The 14,797-nt window shown below is 69.8% G+C and carries 16 protein-coding genes and 1 tRNA gene; 7 read left to right on the top strand and 10 right to left on the bottom strand.

Going from position 1 to position 14,797, the window contains the following annotated elements; translation table 11 throughout:
- The first annotated feature begins 218 nt into the window (after nt 1-218).
- Nucleotides 219-926 carry a site-specific integrase gene (locus AB0C33_RS06655; RefSeq protein ID WP_358285941.1) on the top strand — a complete coding sequence of 236 codons (708 nt, stop codon included), beginning with the start codon at nt 219-221 and terminating at the stop codon, nt 924-926.
- Nucleotides 927-1,160 carry a tyrosine-type recombinase/integrase gene (locus tag AB0C33_RS06650; protein WP_358284325.1) on the top strand — a complete coding sequence of 78 codons (234 nt, stop codon included), beginning with the start codon at nt 927-929 and terminating at the stop codon, nt 1,158-1,160.
- Between the two features lie 59 nt (nt 1,161-1,219).
- On the opposite strand, the gene AB0C33_RS06645 is transcribed toward AB0C33_RS06650, so the two are convergent.
- The 7 genes from AB0C33_RS06645 to AB0C33_RS06615 form a co-directional block, all read right to left on the bottom strand.
- Nucleotides 1,220-1,291 (bottom strand) — tRNA-Val (locus tag AB0C33_RS06645).
- 17 nt (nt 1,292-1,308) lie between these two features.
- Nucleotides 1,309-2,250 (bottom strand): ROK family protein, encoded by a 942-nt coding sequence (locus AB0C33_RS06640; RefSeq protein WP_358284323.1) that lies wholly within the window; start codon nt 2,248-2,250, stop codon nt 1,309-1,311.
- A 162-nt stretch (nt 2,251-2,412) separates the two neighbouring features.
- Nucleotides 2,413-2,754, bottom strand: a complete 342-nt coding sequence (locus AB0C33_RS06635) for a hypothetical protein (protein WP_358284321.1) — start codon at nt 2,752-2,754, stop codon at nt 2,413-2,415.
- 14 nt (nt 2,755-2,768) lie between these two features.
- Complete coding sequence (locus AB0C33_RS06630; RefSeq protein ID WP_358284319.1) at nt 2,769-3,221, bottom strand: peroxiredoxin; 453 nt, start codon at nt 3,219-3,221, stop codon at nt 2,769-2,771.
- Nucleotides 3,222-3,260: 39 nt separating this feature from the next.
- Nucleotides 3,261-3,689 (bottom strand): DUF3052 domain-containing protein, encoded by a 429-nt coding sequence (locus AB0C33_RS06625; RefSeq protein WP_352321051.1) that lies wholly within the window; start codon nt 3,687-3,689, stop codon nt 3,261-3,263.
- A 118-nt stretch (nt 3,690-3,807) separates the two neighbouring features.
- Complete coding sequence (locus tag AB0C33_RS06620) at nt 3,808-4,215, bottom strand: secondary thiamine-phosphate synthase enzyme YjbQ (RefSeq protein ID WP_352321050.1); 408 nt, start codon at nt 4,213-4,215, stop codon at nt 3,808-3,810.
- A gap of 9 nt (nt 4,216-4,224) precedes the next feature.
- The gene (locus tag AB0C33_RS06615) at nt 4,225-4,407 is read right to left on the bottom strand and encodes a DUF1918 domain-containing protein (RefSeq protein ID WP_358285939.1); all 183 of its coding nucleotides are present in this window, start codon (nt 4,405-4,407) and stop codon (nt 4,225-4,227) included.
- 990 nt (nt 4,408-5,397) lie between these two features.
- Here AB0C33_RS06615 and aceE point away from each other — a divergent pair.
- The 3 genes from aceE (at nt 5,398) to AB0C33_RS06600 (ending at nt 10,653) form a co-directional block, all read left to right on the top strand.
- Complete coding sequence (aceE, locus tag AB0C33_RS06610; RefSeq protein ID WP_358284315.1) at nt 5,398-8,196, top strand: pyruvate dehydrogenase (acetyl-transferring), homodimeric type; 2,799 nt, start codon at nt 5,398-5,400, stop codon at nt 8,194-8,196.
- A 200-nt stretch (nt 8,197-8,396) separates the two neighbouring features.
- Nucleotides 8,397-9,896, top strand: coding sequence for an alpha/beta fold hydrolase (locus AB0C33_RS06605; protein ID WP_358284313.1), 1,500 nt, complete (start codon nt 8,397-8,399; stop codon nt 9,894-9,896).
- A 10-nt stretch (nt 9,897-9,906) separates the two neighbouring features.
- Nucleotides 9,907-10,653 carry a maleylpyruvate isomerase family mycothiol-dependent enzyme gene (locus tag AB0C33_RS06600; RefSeq protein ID WP_358284311.1) on the top strand — a complete coding sequence of 249 codons (747 nt, stop codon included), beginning with the start codon at nt 9,907-9,909 and terminating at the stop codon, nt 10,651-10,653.
- Nucleotides 10,654-10,867: 214 nt separating this feature from the next.
- Here AB0C33_RS06600 and AB0C33_RS06595 read toward each other — a convergent pair whose 3' ends face one another.
- The 3 genes from AB0C33_RS06595 to AB0C33_RS06585 all read right to left on the bottom strand — a co-directional run bounded on the left by AB0C33_RS06595 (nt 10,868) and on the right by AB0C33_RS06585 (nt 13,141).
- A complete protein-coding gene (locus AB0C33_RS06595; protein WP_358284308.1) occupies nt 10,868-11,230 on the bottom strand; it encodes a VOC family protein in 363 nt (120 codons plus the stop codon).
- A 73-nt stretch (nt 11,231-11,303) separates the two neighbouring features.
- Entirely contained in the window at nt 11,304-12,032 is a 729-nt protein-coding gene (locus AB0C33_RS06590) for a YafY family protein (protein WP_358284306.1), read from the bottom strand.
- A gap of 86 nt (nt 12,033-12,118) precedes the next feature.
- On the bottom strand, nt 12,119-13,141 hold the full coding sequence (locus AB0C33_RS06585) for a PHP domain-containing protein (protein WP_358284304.1): 1,023 nt from the start codon (nt 13,139-13,141) through the stop codon (nt 12,119-12,121).
- 90 nt (nt 13,142-13,231) lie between these two features.
- Between AB0C33_RS06585 and AB0C33_RS06580 the strand changes: the two genes are divergently transcribed.
- Both AB0C33_RS06580 and AB0C33_RS06575 read left to right on the top strand, forming a co-directional pair.
- Nucleotides 13,232-13,639 (top strand): hypothetical protein, encoded by a 408-nt coding sequence (locus tag AB0C33_RS06580; protein ID WP_358284302.1) that lies wholly within the window; start codon nt 13,232-13,234, stop codon nt 13,637-13,639.
- Nucleotide 13,640: 1 nt separating this feature from the next.
- Entirely contained in the window at nt 13,641-14,786 is a 1,146-nt protein-coding gene (locus tag AB0C33_RS06575; protein WP_358284300.1) for a glutathionylspermidine synthase family protein, read from the top strand.
- The last annotated feature ends 11 nt before the right edge of the window (nt 14,787-14,797 follow it).

Genomic DNA, 14,797 nt, shown 5'->3' with positions numbered 1-14,797 from the left:
CAAGATCTTTCGGCAACGGATCTGAGAGGGGAGGCGTGATGACGAACAAGCCAGGCAAGCAGCGCTTCGGCAGCATCCGTCAACTCCCCGTCCGGGAGATTTCAGATCCGCCATCCAGGTCCGGACGGCAAGATCCGCATGGGAGAGACCGCCTATGCCCGCGAGCGCGACGCGGACAAGGCACTCTCGCTGATCGAAGCCAAGCTGATCACGGGCGAATGGACAGACCCACAGCGCGCCAGGTCAAGCTCAGCGACTACGCGGACAAGTGGATCAACGAACGGACGAACCTGCGGCCCCGCACGGTCGAGATCTACAAGGGACTACTCAAGCGCTACATCCTCCCCCACCTGGGCGGCACGCCCATCGGCAAGGTGGACACGGCCAACATCCGCGAATGGCGCGTCCTGTTGCTCGGCAGTGGCATCGGCCACTCCGAGGTGGCCAAGGCGTATCGCTTCCTGCGAGCCGTTCTCATGACGGCGGCGGACGATCAGATCATCCCGCGTAACCCGTGCCACATCCGTGGTGCCGGCGAGGAGAAACCCGAGGAGCGGCCCGTCCTCACCGTGGCCAAGGTGTTCGAGCTGGCTGCCCCGATGCCGGCCCGCCTGCGCGCCCCGGTCCTCCTCTCCACCTTCGCCAGTCTGCGTTGGGGTGAGGTGGCGGCCCTCCGGCGGATGGACCTGGACCTGAACGCCCGGACCGTCAGCGTTCGGCAACAACATGTCGAACTCGACACGGGCGAACTCCTCGTCGGGCCGCCCAAGTCCCGCGCGGGTGTCCGTACGATCGCCATCCCGGAAGCGATCATTCCCATGCTCCGCGAACATCTGGACGAGTTCACGACTGCGGAAACCAACGCGCTGATCTTCACCGGGGCGCGGCGGCATCCTTCGACGCAGCAACTTCCGCCGCGGCGCTAAGTGGGACGCGAACACCAGGAAGATTGGCTTTCCGGCCTGCACTTCCACGATCTGCGGCACACCGGGAACACGATCGCAGCGAGCTCCGGCGCGAGCCTCAAAGATCTCATGCAGCGCATGGGACACGACTCCGTCCGGGCCGCACTGATCTATCAGCACAGCACGGCGGAGGACGATCGCAAGATCGCCGACGCCATGAACGCGAAGATTGAGAAGAGTCCTCGCACCGGCTGATGGCACGCTGATGGCACGAAGCCCCGTTTCCGCGATGGGAAACGGGGCCTTCTAGGAGGTGGGCGGTACTGGGTTCGAACCAGTGACCCCTCGCTTGTAAGGCGAGTGCTCTACCGCTGAGCTAACCGCCCCCTGATCGGCACTAACCTTACGACACCAGAGGGGCCGATCGCACATTCACCGTCCAGCCGGGGCCCAGTTCGGGGCGGCCGGCGGCTCGCCAGCCCAGCAGGGCGGCGCCCAGCATGCCGGCGTCGACGCCCAGCGCGGCCGGGACGAGCGGAGGCGCGTCGCGGAAGGCCAGGCGCTTGACCAGGCGGGTACGTACGGGATCGAAGAGGGCGGGACCGGCCTCGGCCAGACCGCCGCCGAGGACGATCACCGAGGGGTCCAGCAGCAGCGTGTACGTCGCCAGGGCGAGCGACAGGGCCTCCACGGCCTCGTCCCACACCTCGATGGCGATGGGGTCGTCGGAGGCGACCACCTGCTCGGCGCGTACGCCCTCCACGCCCGCGCGCTGGCTGTAGCGGCGGCCGACCGAGGCCGCCGAGGCGTACGTCTCCAGGCAGCCGAACTGGCCGCACGCGCACTGTTCGCCGTCGGGGAAGACGGGGGTGTGGCCGATCTCGCCGGCCCAGCCGGAGGAGCCGCCGTACGGGTCGCCGTTGATGATCGAGGCTCCGGCGATACCGGTGCCGATCGGGAGGAAGAGGAAGTCGGAGACGCCTCTTCCGGCGCCGAGGATGCTCTCGGCCAGGCCGCCCGTGCGGACGTCGTGGCCCAGCATGACGGGGATGTCCAGGGTGGTGAAGTTCGAGGCGGGGACGTCACGCCAGCCCAGGTTCGCCGCATAGAGGGCCGCGCTCTCGGACACCAGCCCCGGGACGGCCAGACCGACGCCTGCCGGTTCCCCGTCGCCGGAGGAGGCCAGGTGGCCGATGAAGTCTGAAATGGCGGACACGACCGCCTCAGGGCCCTCCTCGCGAGGAGTGTGGCGCCGCTCGCTCAGCAACACCTCACCGGACTCGCTGACCAGGCCGCCCTTCATGGACGTGCCACCGACGTCGAGCGCGACGACGAACGAACTCATAGCGGACACGAAAGGAGACGATAGCGCAGGTCAGCAAATGTCTGAAAAGGCGCTTGAGAATCTCTCAGCTGGAAGGAGGGCGCCGCGCCGCGATCCAGGCCGGCGACACCAGGGCCCTGAACTGGCGATCAACCACACGACGCCTGTGCCTCGAACTCAAGATCACCCAGGCGGCCAGGCCCTGCCCAGCACCCGGTTGAGCGCCGCCTCGACCTCCGCCGACAGCCCGGGCGGAGCCCCGGACCCCACGTACGCCCCCTGCTCCTCGAACCCCTTCGGCGCCCGGGCCTGCCGGACGGCGCCGCAGCCGCGGCACTCGATCTCCCCCAGCCGGCAGATGAGCGCGGTGGACCCGCAGGTGGCGCAGGAGTCGAGATCGAGGTCGTGCAGCCGTTGACAGTCCGGGCAGATCAGCACCTGGGACTCGTTGCGCACCCCGCGCTGCCACGGGCTGGCGCCACGGACCGGGTCGGTCTGCCGGGCCCCGCATCGGTAGCAGGGCATCGTTCCCTCCGAAGTCAGGAAATGTCGGCGAGTGCCTTGACGTAGTCGGCGACGTCACGTGCCGAGGAGATCGGACTGATCACCGACCACCGGATCACGCCCTCGCCGTCGATGACGAAGGTCCCCCGACGTGCGAGCCCCTTCGCCTCATCGAACACACCGTACGCCTGGGCGACCTGTCCATGTGGCCAGAAATCGGAGAGTAGGGCGAATCCGTAACCTTCCCGATCGGACCAGGCACGCAAGGCGAACACGGAGTCGACCGACACGGCGAGCACCCGCGCGTCGAGAGGCTGGTCGCGCAGCGCGGTGAGCTCGCCCTCGCAGATCCCGCTGAAGGCAAGCGGATAGAAGACCAGCACGACCTTCTCGCCCCGGAACATGGACAGTCTCACCGGGGCGCCGTGCTGGTCCTGCAGCTCGAAATCCGGAGCCAGTGCGCCGACCTCGGCAGGATGTGCGTTCACAGCCCACCATCCTGCCGTATCGGCCGGCCTCGGAGTTTCCTAACGTCGGCCCTTCGGGGCGACGAGCCTGGTCCCGGACCAGTCGGGTGCGGCTGAGATGCTGCTGGTCTGCGAGAGACCCGCGGTAGCGGCATCCTCCCCGATGTCGCTCGGCTCCACGTGGCCATCGCGCCCGGCCTTGGGAGTCAGCAGCCAGATCTGGCCGGCTTCGGCGAGTGCTCGCATGGCGTCGCTGAGGGCGTCGAAGAGGTCCCCGTCGCCGTCGCGCCACCACAGCAGCACCACGTCGACGACGTCGTCACTCTCCTCGTCCAGCAGCTCGTTGCCGGTCAGGTCCTCGATGGAGTCGCGAAGCTCGTCGTCGACGTCCTCGTCCCAACCGATCTCCTGCACCACCTGACCCGGCTTGAGGCCGAGTCGTTCGGCCAGGCCGCGCTCGCCCTGCGCCTGACCCGCGGTCGCGCTCACGTTTATCCCTCCTGCTTGAGTGGCCCCGCTCTATGCGGTTTATCGCTTCGGCACAGTCCACACGCTGTGACCCTCAGTCGTCAACGGTCGCCACGGGTACGGCCGTAGTCGGCCAGAATCAATCTGACAAAAACGACAGGCGAACCTGGCGTTGCGTGTTGTCGACATTGAGGTCGACCAGCGCGACGGACTGCCATGTGCCCAACGCCATTCTCCCGCCCAGCACGGGGATCGTGGCGTACGGCGGGATCAGCGCGGGCATGACGTGTGACCTGCCGTGACCGCGCGAACCGTGGGCATGACGCCAGCGGTCGTCGGCCGGGAGCAGGTCACGCAGCGCGGCGAGCAGGTCGTCGTCGCTGCCGGAGCCGAGCTCCAGCAGCGCCACGCCCGCGGTCGCGTGCGGCACGAAAACGTGCAACAGGCCGTCTTCTCCCTGCGCGCGCACGAATTCAGCGCATTCAGCGGTGATGTCGTGCACGGTCTCGCGTGAACCCGTGGCCACGGAGATGATTTCTGATCTCACAGGGAAATCCTACTGAGGCACAACGACCGCATCAGGGCCGGGAAAGACCAGCCCGGTGTGGCCGTCGTCGAACCGCACCATGTACGGAGGCTCGCCGTCCGTGCCGTGGACCTCGGTGATGACGCCGCTCCGCTCCCTTTCGCCGACGGTGTTGCCGTGCATCAGGAGCCGGTCTCCTGCCGTCGCATTCATACCTTCCACATTGGTACGACGAACGGCCCGAGAAAAGAGCGGATGCCGGGGACGGCGATTTTTTGCCCGGTCTTCATTGGGGCCGAAAATGATGACCGAAACGTTACGCGGCACGGGCGCGGCGTTTCAGTCGCCACGGCCGGACCGTGGTCGTCGGATCACCTGACCACCACGGCGTTATGGCTGGTCAGGGGCAGGACGGCGGGGTCGGGTCCGGCTCTGTCGCCTGATGGTTCCGATATGGCCTCATTTCGGCAGCGGCCCGGCCGAGGGCCGTTTGTGCACTCGCGCGGAGGCAGCGGCGGGACGCGCGACAGAGGGTCGGCTCGACAAGAGAGACAAGGAGAGAGGCGTCCAGGGAGCCGGCCACACAGCTTCAGGCGAGCCGACAGGATGCGGGCCCGGCTTCGCGACGGCCGACAGGATGTGGGCCCGACTTCGGGCGGACCGACAGGATGCGGGGCCCGGCTTCGCGACGGCCTGGCGCTCCCTTAGTTCCCAGGAGGCCACCCTCCGCGTTCTCCAACGGGATACACCCGAGACAGGCCGAACGCCCCGCGGCCCGCCCGAGACCGCCGTCCGCCGCGATGGCGATGGCGATGACGATGGCCCCGAGAGGCGGATCCGAAGCGCGTACAGAAGCAAGGAGAAGTGGTGTGCGCCTCGGCCCTCCCGGCGGACGCCGCCCCGCCCGCCCCCGCCACGAAGACGGTGGCTAGACTCGCGCGGCGCGGCGCGGCCGCCCCCTCCGGGTGAGGGCCGCCCGGTTCGGGGGAGGGTTGAGGGCGGAGGCCGACCCACCGGGCCAGCCCCCTAGGATTGGGGGGAAATTTCGTCCGTTTTCTAGTCTTGTTAAATTACTCCACCGATGTAACCTTTGGTGGCGATTCGTCCTACCATCGGTGGTCTAGGCCACCAACATGGCCCTGCCAGCAGGGACGCTCTGGTTACCCGTCAGTAGAGATGCGTTTTCTACGACTAGCGACCAGGATGGAAGGCGACCCAGACCAGACTTCAGTCATTCTCGGAAGGCGAGACCCAGTGGCTTCCGGACGCCAGCGATTCTCGATCATCAGCGACGGCCTACCCAGCCAGCTGCCTGATGTCGACCCCAGTGAGACCAACGAGTGGCTCGAGTCTCTCGACAATGTCGTCAAGACCGAAGGCCGCACCAGAGCCCGCTACCTCATGCTCCGCATGCTGGAACGGGCCCGCGAGCACCAGGTCGGCGTGCCGGGCCTGCGCAGCACCGACTACATCAACACGATCCCGCCGGAGCGCGAGCCCTGGTTCCCGGGCGACGAGCACGTCGAGCGGCGCATCCGCGCCTACATCCGGTGGAACGCCGCGGTCATGGTGTCGCGGGCCAACGCCCGTACGAACGTGGGCGGCCACATCGCCACCTACGCCTCGGCGGCCTCGCTCTACGAGGTGGGCTTCAACCACTTCTTCCGTGGCAAGGACCACGGCGAGTCGGGCGACCAGGTGTTCTTCCAGGGCCACGCCGCGCCGGGCATCTACGCCCGCGCCTTCCTGGAGGGCCGCCTCAACGAGGCCCAGCTCGACGCGTTCCGGCAGGAGCTGTCGCACGGCTTCCGCGGCCTGCCCTCCTACCCGCACCCGCGGCTCATGCCCGACTTCTGGGAGTTCCCGACGGTCTCCATGGGCCTCGGCCCGATCGGCGCGATCTACCAGGCGCGGTTCAACCGCTACCTGCTCAACCGCGAGCTCAAGGACACCTCGCGCAGCCACGTGTGGGCCTTCCTCGGCGACGGCGAGATGGACGAGCCCGAGTCGCTCGGCGCGATCGGCCTGGCCGCCCGCGAGGAGCTGGACAACCTCACGTTCGTCATCAACTGCAACCTGCAGCGGCTCGACGGCCCGGTTCGCGGCAACGGCAAGATCATTCAGGAGCTGGAGTCGTACTTCCGCGGCGCCGGCTGGAACGTGATCAAGGTCGTGTGGGGCCGCGACTGGGACCCGCTGCTCGCGGCCGACGTCGACGGCGTGCTGGTCAACCAGATGAACACCACGCCCGACGGCCAGTTCCAGACCTACTCGGTCGAGACCGGCGGCTACATCCGCGACCACTTCTTCGGCGGCGACCCGCGCCTGCGCAAGATGGTCGAGCACCTGTCCGACGACGACATCCGCAAGCTGTCGCGCGGCGGCCACGACTACCGCAAGGTCTACGCGGCCTTCAAGGCGGCCCGCGAGCACGTCGGCCAGCCGACGGTGATCCTCGCCCAGACCATCAAGGGCTGGACGCTGGGCAAGGACTTCGAGGCGCGCAACGCCACCCACCAGATGAAGAAGCTCACCAAGGCCGAGCTGAAGGAGTTCCGCGACCGGCTCTACCTGCCGATCCCGGACTCGGCCCTGGAGGGCGAGCTGCCCCCGTACTTCCACCCGGGCGAGAACGACCCCGAGATCCAGTACATGAAGGAGCGCCGCGCGGCGCTCGGCGGTGTGCTGCCCAAGCGGGTCATGCGCGCCAAGCCGGTCAAGCTGCCCGGCGACGACGTCTACAGCCAGTTCCGCAAGGGCTCGGGCAAGCAGCAGGTCGCCACCACCATGGCGTTCGTGCGCCTGCTGAAGGACCTCATGCGCGACAAGGAGATCGGCCACCGGTTCGTGCCGATCATCCCCGACGAGGCCCGCACGTTCGGTCTCGACGCCATGTTCCCGACGGCCAAGATCTACTCGCCCCACGGGCAGACGTACGAGGCGGTCGACAGGGAGCTGCTGCTGTCGTACAAGGAGGCCGTGCAGGGGCAGATCCTGCACGAGGGCATCAGCGAGTCGGGCTCGATGGCCTCGACCATCGCGGCCGGCACCTCCTACGCCACGCACGGCGAGCACATGATCCCGGTCTACATCTTCTACTCGATGTTCGGGTGGCAGCGCACCGGCGACCAGATGTGGCAGATGGGCGACCAGATGGGCCGCGGCTTCCTGCTCGGCGCCACTGCCGGCCGCACCACGCTCAACGGCGAGGGCCTGCAGCACGAAGACGGCCACACGCCGCTCATCGCCTCGACGAACCCGGCCGCGGTCTCCTACGACCCGTCCTGGGCCTTCGAGGTCGCCCACATCGTCAAGGACGGCCTGCGCCGCATGTACGGCGAGCAGCCCGAGGACGTCTTCTACTACCTGACCGTCTACAACGAGCCCTACCTGCAGCCCGCGCAGCCGGCCGACCTCGACGTCGAGGGCCTGCTCAAGGGCCTGTACAAGTTCGCCGAGGGCCCGCAGACGCAGGGGCCGAAGGCCAACATCCTGGCCTCGGGCGTGGCGGGTCCGTGGGCCATGGAGGCCCAGCGCCTGCTGGCCGAGGAGTGGGGCGTGTCCGCCGACGTGTGGTCGGCGACGTCGTGGTCGGAGCTGCGGCGCGACGCGCTGGCGTGCGAGGAGCACAACCTGCTCAACCCCGACGCCGAGCAGCGCGTCCCGTACGTGACGCAGGCGCTCTCGCAGGCCAGCGGCCCGTTCGTGGGCGTCAGCGACTACATGAAGGCGGTCCAGGACCAGATCGCGCAGTGGGTGCCGGGTGACTGGTCCTCGCTGGGCACCGACGGGTTCGGCCTGTCCGACACCCGCTCGGCGCTGCGTCGCCACTTCCACGTGGACGCCGCCTCGATCACGCTGGCCGTGCTCACCCGGCTGGTCAAGCGGGGCGAGCTCGACGGCGAGGTGCTGCGCGAGGCCATCGCCCGCTACCACCTGAAGAACGGCGTCACCGAAGCCGGCGGCGCGGAAAGCAACGACACCCAGTCGATGGGCGTCTGAGTCATCCGGAAGGCGCGCTCCCGCGAACTGTCTCTCGCGGGAGCGCCGTCATGTCCGGGCCTGCGCTCCGTTCGACGGATGAGGCGGCACGTCCAGGAGGGGTACGTGCCGCCTCACCCAGGGCCGCCTCACCCAGGTTCGACGCGAGGTCCCGTATCGTGGGCACTACTTCCCCCGAAGACACGAAGGGGAATGTTCGTATGCGACGCGTCCTAGCCGCCGCCCTGCTCGTAACGGCCGCGGGCTGCGCGAGTGCACCCGCAGAGCCCGCCACCGACGGGCCCGCCGCCGACACCGACACGATCGCGTGGGGGCCGTGCACCGACATCAAGCGCCCGGACGGCGAGCCACCGGCACAGCAGGACGCCTCGGTGCGCTGCGGGAAGCTGGCGGTGCCCCTCGACTACTCCCGCCCCGACGGCGACAAGCTGGAGCTGGCGCTCATCAAGCTGACGGCCACCGATCCGAAGAAGCGGCTCGGCTCGATGGTGTTCAACTTCGGCGGGCCGGGCGCCTCCGGCGTGGACACCCTCGACCAGGCCGCCAAGGTGCTCACCACCCTGCGCGCCCACTACGACCTGGTCAGCTTCGACCCGCGCGGCGTCGAGCGCAGCGCGGGAGTGCGCTGCGGCGACAGCGCGCAGATGGACCGGTTCGTCTCCCTGGACACGCTACCCACCAACGCGCAGACCCGTCAGGAGAGCCTGGACGCCAACAAGGAGTTCGCGCAGCTCTGCCAGCAGCACTCCGGCAAGGTCCTCCCCTACGTCGGCACCGTCAACGCCGCCCGTGACATGGACCGCATCCGCGCCGCCGTCGGCGACCCCAAGCTCAACTACGTCGGCATGTCGTACGGCACCCAGCTCGGCGCCGTCTACGCCACCCAGTTCCCCAAGAACGTGGGCCGGATGCTGCTCGACGCGCCGCTCGACCCGACGGTCACCTTCGAGCAGCGCACGCTGACCCAGACCCGCGGCTTCCAGCAGGCGTACGAGAGCTTCCTGCGCAGCTGCGTCAAGGGCGGCTGCGAGGTCGGCAAGGACGTGACCGCCGCGAACGCCAACGTCGAGAACCTGATGAACCAGCTCACCACCAAGCCGCTGAAGGTGGACGGCCGCCAGCTCACCCAGGGCCTGGCCTCCACCGGCGTGGCCGCCGCCCTGTACTCCGAGCTGACCTGGCCGTTCCTGGAGAAGGCGCTCGGCGAGGCGCTGAAGGGCCACGGCGAGGCGCTGATGTACCTGGCCGACTCCTACACCGGACGCTCGGAGGACGGCACCTACTCCACGCAGATGACCAGCTTCCCGGCCATCACCTGCGTGGACACCGCCGAGCGGCCCAGCGAGGCCGAGCTGCGGCGCACCGAGGCGGCGGCGCTGCGGATCTCGCCGCTGTTCGGCAGCGAGGGCTCGGGCGGGCTGTGCCGGGTGTGGCCGGCCAAGGGCAGCAACGAGGCGCGGCACGTCAACGCCACCGGGTCGGCGCCGATCCTGGTCGTGGGCGGCAAGGGCGACCCCGCCACGCCGTACCAGTGGGCGCCGCGGCTGACGGCCCAGCTCAGGACCGCGCGGCTGGTGACGTACGAGGGCGAGGGGCACGGGGCGTACCTGTCAGGCAGCAAGTGCGTGCAGGGGCTGGTGGACGCGTACCTGGTGGAGGGCAAGCTGCCCGCCAAGGGCGCGACCTGCCCGGCGGCCTAGTGTGTGACGGGTGACCGACAACGACACCTTCATCGCCCGGATCGAGGGCGAAGCCGCGCGGCTGGCGGCGCTGGCGACCGATCTGTCCGTCCCGGTGCCGACGTGTCCGGGATGGACGATCGGCGATCTCGTCACGCATGTCGGCCGGACCCACCGCTGGGCGACGTACCTGCTGCGCAACCGGGTCCAGGAGCGCGTCTGGTCGCGCGAGGTGCCCAGCGGCCTGGCCGAGGGCGCGCACGGCGACGCCGCCTGGCTCATGGAGGGCGCCGCCGCCCTCCTGGACGTGCTGCGCACCACCGACCCGGACCTCGCGGTGTGGACGTGGGGCCCGGACCGGCGGGCCGGATGGTGGGCGCCCAGGATGCTCTTCGAGCTGGTGATCCACCGGGCCGACGCCGAGCTCGCACTCGGCCTCGACCCGGAGATCCCGGCGGCGACCGCCGTGGACGGCGTCGAGGAGTTCCTGCACAACCTGCCGTACGCGTTCTGGGTGACCGGGTCGCTGGCCGGGCTCGGCGCGGAAGGGGCCACGATCCACCTCCACGCGAGCGACCTCGACGGCGAGTGGACCATCACGCAGGGCGCCGACGGGGCGGTCAGCTGCGAACGCGGCCACACCAAGGGCGACGTCGCCGTACGCGGCCCGGCGAGCGAGCTGCTCCTGGTGCTCTACGGTCGGCGGCCCCCGCGGTCGCCGGCCGTCTTCGGCGACCACGACCTGCTGACCCGCTGGCTGGCGGCCGCCGCCTTCTGACGCTTCTGACGCTTCTGACGCGAACCCCCTGCCGGGGGAAGGGGCCCTGGACGCGCCGCCGCTCGGCGATCGGCGGCGTGTCCAGGGCGGGTGAACCGCTCTCAGGCGGGACGGCCCGCGTCGCGCGGCCCCGGTTCGGCGGGGAAGGTGCTTCCCCGGGGGCGCGATCGCGGCGAGGTCCCGCGAGCTCCGGCGGCGTCCGCCGCCGGAGGGCTCACCTGCGGTGGAAGACTCCGAACAGGCTCCCCGAGACGTCACGCAGATAGGCGAAGTCGGTGCCGGCGCCGTCGTCGATCACCTTCATCTCGACCTTGCCGCCGAGCGCCTCGCTCTTGGCGCACGCGGCCTCGACGTCGGCGACCTGCACGTGGAACACCGCGTGGGCGGGGAAGTCGCCCTTGTTGTTGAACAGCCCGCCGCCGGGCCGCTCGCCACCCGGGTAGCCGATCATGCGGTAGTCGAGCGGGCCGTCGTCGTCGCGGCTGAACGACCAGCCGAACAGCTCGCCGTAGAAACGTTCGGCGCCTTCGGGGTCGTCGGTCGCGATCTCGAACCAGGTCACCGTGTTGTCCATCATCGTCTCCTCGTCTTTCGAACAAGACAACGATGTATCGCTATGGCGACAACCCTATGTCGGTGTTTTCGCATGATTAATCGAGCATGGTTCCGTGGACCACCATCTCCGGCACGTCGGGGGCGAACCCTTCGAGCGGCCGTTCGGGGCAGCGCTCGACGGTGACGACGGCCGCGGCGATGCGGTCGAGCCGGAAGACGCGGACGTCCTCCCGCAACCGGCACCACGCCACGAGGTACCAGAAACCGCCGCGCCCGCCCAGGAACACCCCCGGCTCGACGTCGCGCGAGGTGAGCGCGCCCTTGGCGTCGGCGTAGTCGAGCCTGAGCACGCGCCGCCGCAGCAGCGCCTCCTCGATGGCCCTGGAGATGCCCTCGGCGCCGAGCGGCCGGCTCGGGGAGCCGGGCTCGGGCGGCTCGCTGACGAGCTGCACCCGCCGCGCCAGCTCCCTGGCCAGATCGCCCTCGGGCCCCGGCATGGCCGAGACCACCTTGCGTAACGCGCTGCGGGCCTGGCGACCGAACGGCTGGTCGCCGGCCTGGCTGAGGGCCACCGCGATGGCCACCGCCTCGGCCGGGGTGAAGTTGAGCGGGGGCAGCGACATCTTCTTGTCGAGGGCGTAGCCGCCCCTGCGACCGGGCTCGGCGTAGATCGGCACCCCGGACCCCTGCAACGCGGTGATGTCGCGCTCGATGGTGCGCACGCTGACCTCGAACCGCTCGGCGAGCTCGCGGGCGGAGCGGCAGCGTGGCGCGATGGCGCGCAGGTCCTCGACGAGCGCATAGAGCCGGTCGGTACGGTTCACAGCCGGAACGCTACGCGCCGCCACCGACAATCACCGGCCCCGCGCGGCCCCCGCGACAACGACCTGACTCCGCCGCCACCCAGGGCTCACCCCGCCGTCCACTCCAGCAGCCGGTCCAGGGGCCAGGTGTTGACGATCCGCGCGGCCTCGATCCCGCACCGGGCCGCCCGCTCGCAGCCGAAGCGCTGCCAGTCGAGCTGGCCGGGCGCGTGCGCGTCGGAGTCGATCGAGAACACGCACCCCGTCTCGTACGCCAGCCGCATGAGCCGCTTGGGCGGGTCGAGCCGGTCGGGCCTGGAGTTGATCTCCACGGCGACCCCGAACCGCCGGCACGCCTCGAAGACCAGCTCGGCGTCGAACTCCGACTCCGGCCTCTTGACCCCGCGCTCGCCGCCCGCCCGCACCACCCGCCCCGTGCAGTGGCCGAGGACGTCGACCAGGGGGTTCGCGACGGCGGTGACCATGCGGCGAGTCATCTCCTCGCGGTCCATGCGCAGCTTGGAGTGGACGCTGGCCACGACCACGTCGAGCCGTCCGAGCAGCGCCGGGTCCTGGTCGAGCGAGCCGTCGAGGTGGACGTCGACCTCGATGCCGGTCAGGATCCGGAAGGGCGCCAGCCGCTCGTTGAGCCCGGCCACCACGTCGAGCTGCCGTTCCAGCCGCTCGGCCGACAGTCCCTTGGCCACGGTCAGGCGCGGCGAGTGGTCGGTCAGCGCCCAGTACTCGTGCCCGAGCCCCCTGGCGGCCTCGGCCATCTCCTCGATCGGCGAGCCGCCGTCGGACCAGTCGGAGTGGCTGTGCAGGTCGCCCTTCAGCGCCTCGCGCAGGGCCGCGGTCTCGGCGTCCAGCTCGACGCCCTCGGTGGCTCGCAACCTACGCAAATACGTCGGAACCTGACCGTCGAGCGCTTCGTTGATCACGAGGGCGGTGACCTTGCCGATGCCGGGGAGGTCGCCCAGCCCGCCGGCTCCGGCCAGCCGCGCGAGCTCCCCTTCCGGCAGGTCGTCCACGACCGCGGCCGCGCGACGGAACGCGCGGACCCGATAGGTGGGCTCACCTGCGCGTTCGAGCAGGAAGGCGATCTCGCGCAGGGCCTGGACCGGTTCCATGAGTCATTCATACCCGAGCGGACGACGACCGGCATTGAACAGGGGCGAAGCGCACCGATAGGCTGATTCGCCCAGGAAAGCAGGAACCACATGGCACAACCGCCGCGCATGCCGGCTCCCCCACCTCCGCGCAAGTCGTCCAAGGCCGTCCCACTGACCATTCTCGGGGTCCTGTCGGTGATGCTGGTGGGCTACTGCGCGGCGACCCAGGACGACGACGACGTCACCGCCGACTGCGTGGTGCAGCTGGAGGACGGCACGTACGAGGTCGTCGACGACGACTACTGCGACGACGACGGCGGCAGCGGCGGCGGCGGCGGGTCCCACTACTACGCCGGGTCGCGCGGCGCGTACATGTGGTACTACGGCGGCCGCCGGGTCGGCAACCGCATGCAGGGCGGCACCACGTACCGGCCGTCCGACGTGAACATCTCCAGCCGCAGCGGCAAGTCGATCCAGCGCGGCGGCTTCGGCAACAGCTGGGGCGGCGGGAGCTGACGTGCGCCGCGAGCATGGCATCGCCCGTCCCGGCTGGGAGAAGACGATCGAGAGCCAGGGCCTGGCCTACCACCGGGTGGCCCACCCCGAGGGCCTGAGCAGGCCCTACTGGGACGAGTCGGTCCACTACGTCCTGTCCCTGGAGGAGGTGGAGTCGCTGGAGGAGCAGGTCGAGGAGCTGCACGGCATGTGCCTGCGGGCCGTCGAGCACGTCGTCTCCACCGGCCGCTACGCCGACTTCGCCGTCCCCGAGTGGGCCAGGGACGCCGTGGCCCGCTCCTGGGAGCGCCGCGACCCCCACCTGTACGGCCGCTTCGACCTGCGCTACGACGGCACCGGCCCGGCCCGGCTGCTGGAGTACAACGCCGACACGCCGACGTCGCTGGTGGAGTCGTCGGTGATCCAGTGGTTCTGGCTGCAGGACGTCCACCCCGGCGACGACCAGTGGAACTCCCTGCACGAGCGGCTCATCGAGCGCTGGCGCGAGCTGCCGCTGCCGCCCGGCCCCACGCACTTCGCCTTCACCAACGCCGACGAGACGGGCGAGGAGGCCATGACGGTCGCCTACCTGCAGGAGACCGCCGAGCAGGCGGGCCGGCGGACGGTCGCCGTCGCCATGGAGGACATCGGCTGGGACGAGCTCAACCGCCGTTTCGTCGACGCCGGGGAGGAGATGATCCGCTCGGCGTTCAAGCTCTACCCCTGGGAGTGGATGCTCGCCGACGACTTCGGCCGGCACGCGGTGCGCCACTCCACCTGGATCGAGCCGCTGTGGAAGTCGCTGCTGTCGAACAAGGCGCTGCTCGCCGTGTTGTGGGAGCTCTACCCCGGCCATCCCAACCTGCTGCCCGCCTACCTCGACGGGCCGCGCGAGCTGACCTCCTACATCGCCAAGCCGCTGCTGGGCCGGGAGGGCGCCTCGATGCGCGTCGTCACCCCCGAGGGCGCCCAGGAGACCCCGGGCCGTTACGGCCGGGAAGGCTACGTCTTCCAGGGGTTCGAGGCCCTGCCCGCGTTCGAGGGCCAGCGGCCGGTGCTCGGCGCCTGGGTGGTCGCCGACGAGGCCGCCGGGCTCGGCATCAGGGAGACCACCGGCCTGATCACCGACGACACCTCCTCCTTCGTCCCTCATCGCATCGCGAACTGAAGCACCCCCGT

This window comes from Nonomuraea sp. NPDC048881 (assembly GCF_040649795.1).
GTDB lineage: Bacteria > Actinomycetota > Actinomycetes > Streptosporangiales > Streptosporangiaceae > Nonomuraea.
This window is presented reverse-complemented; position numbering and strand designations above follow the sequence as displayed.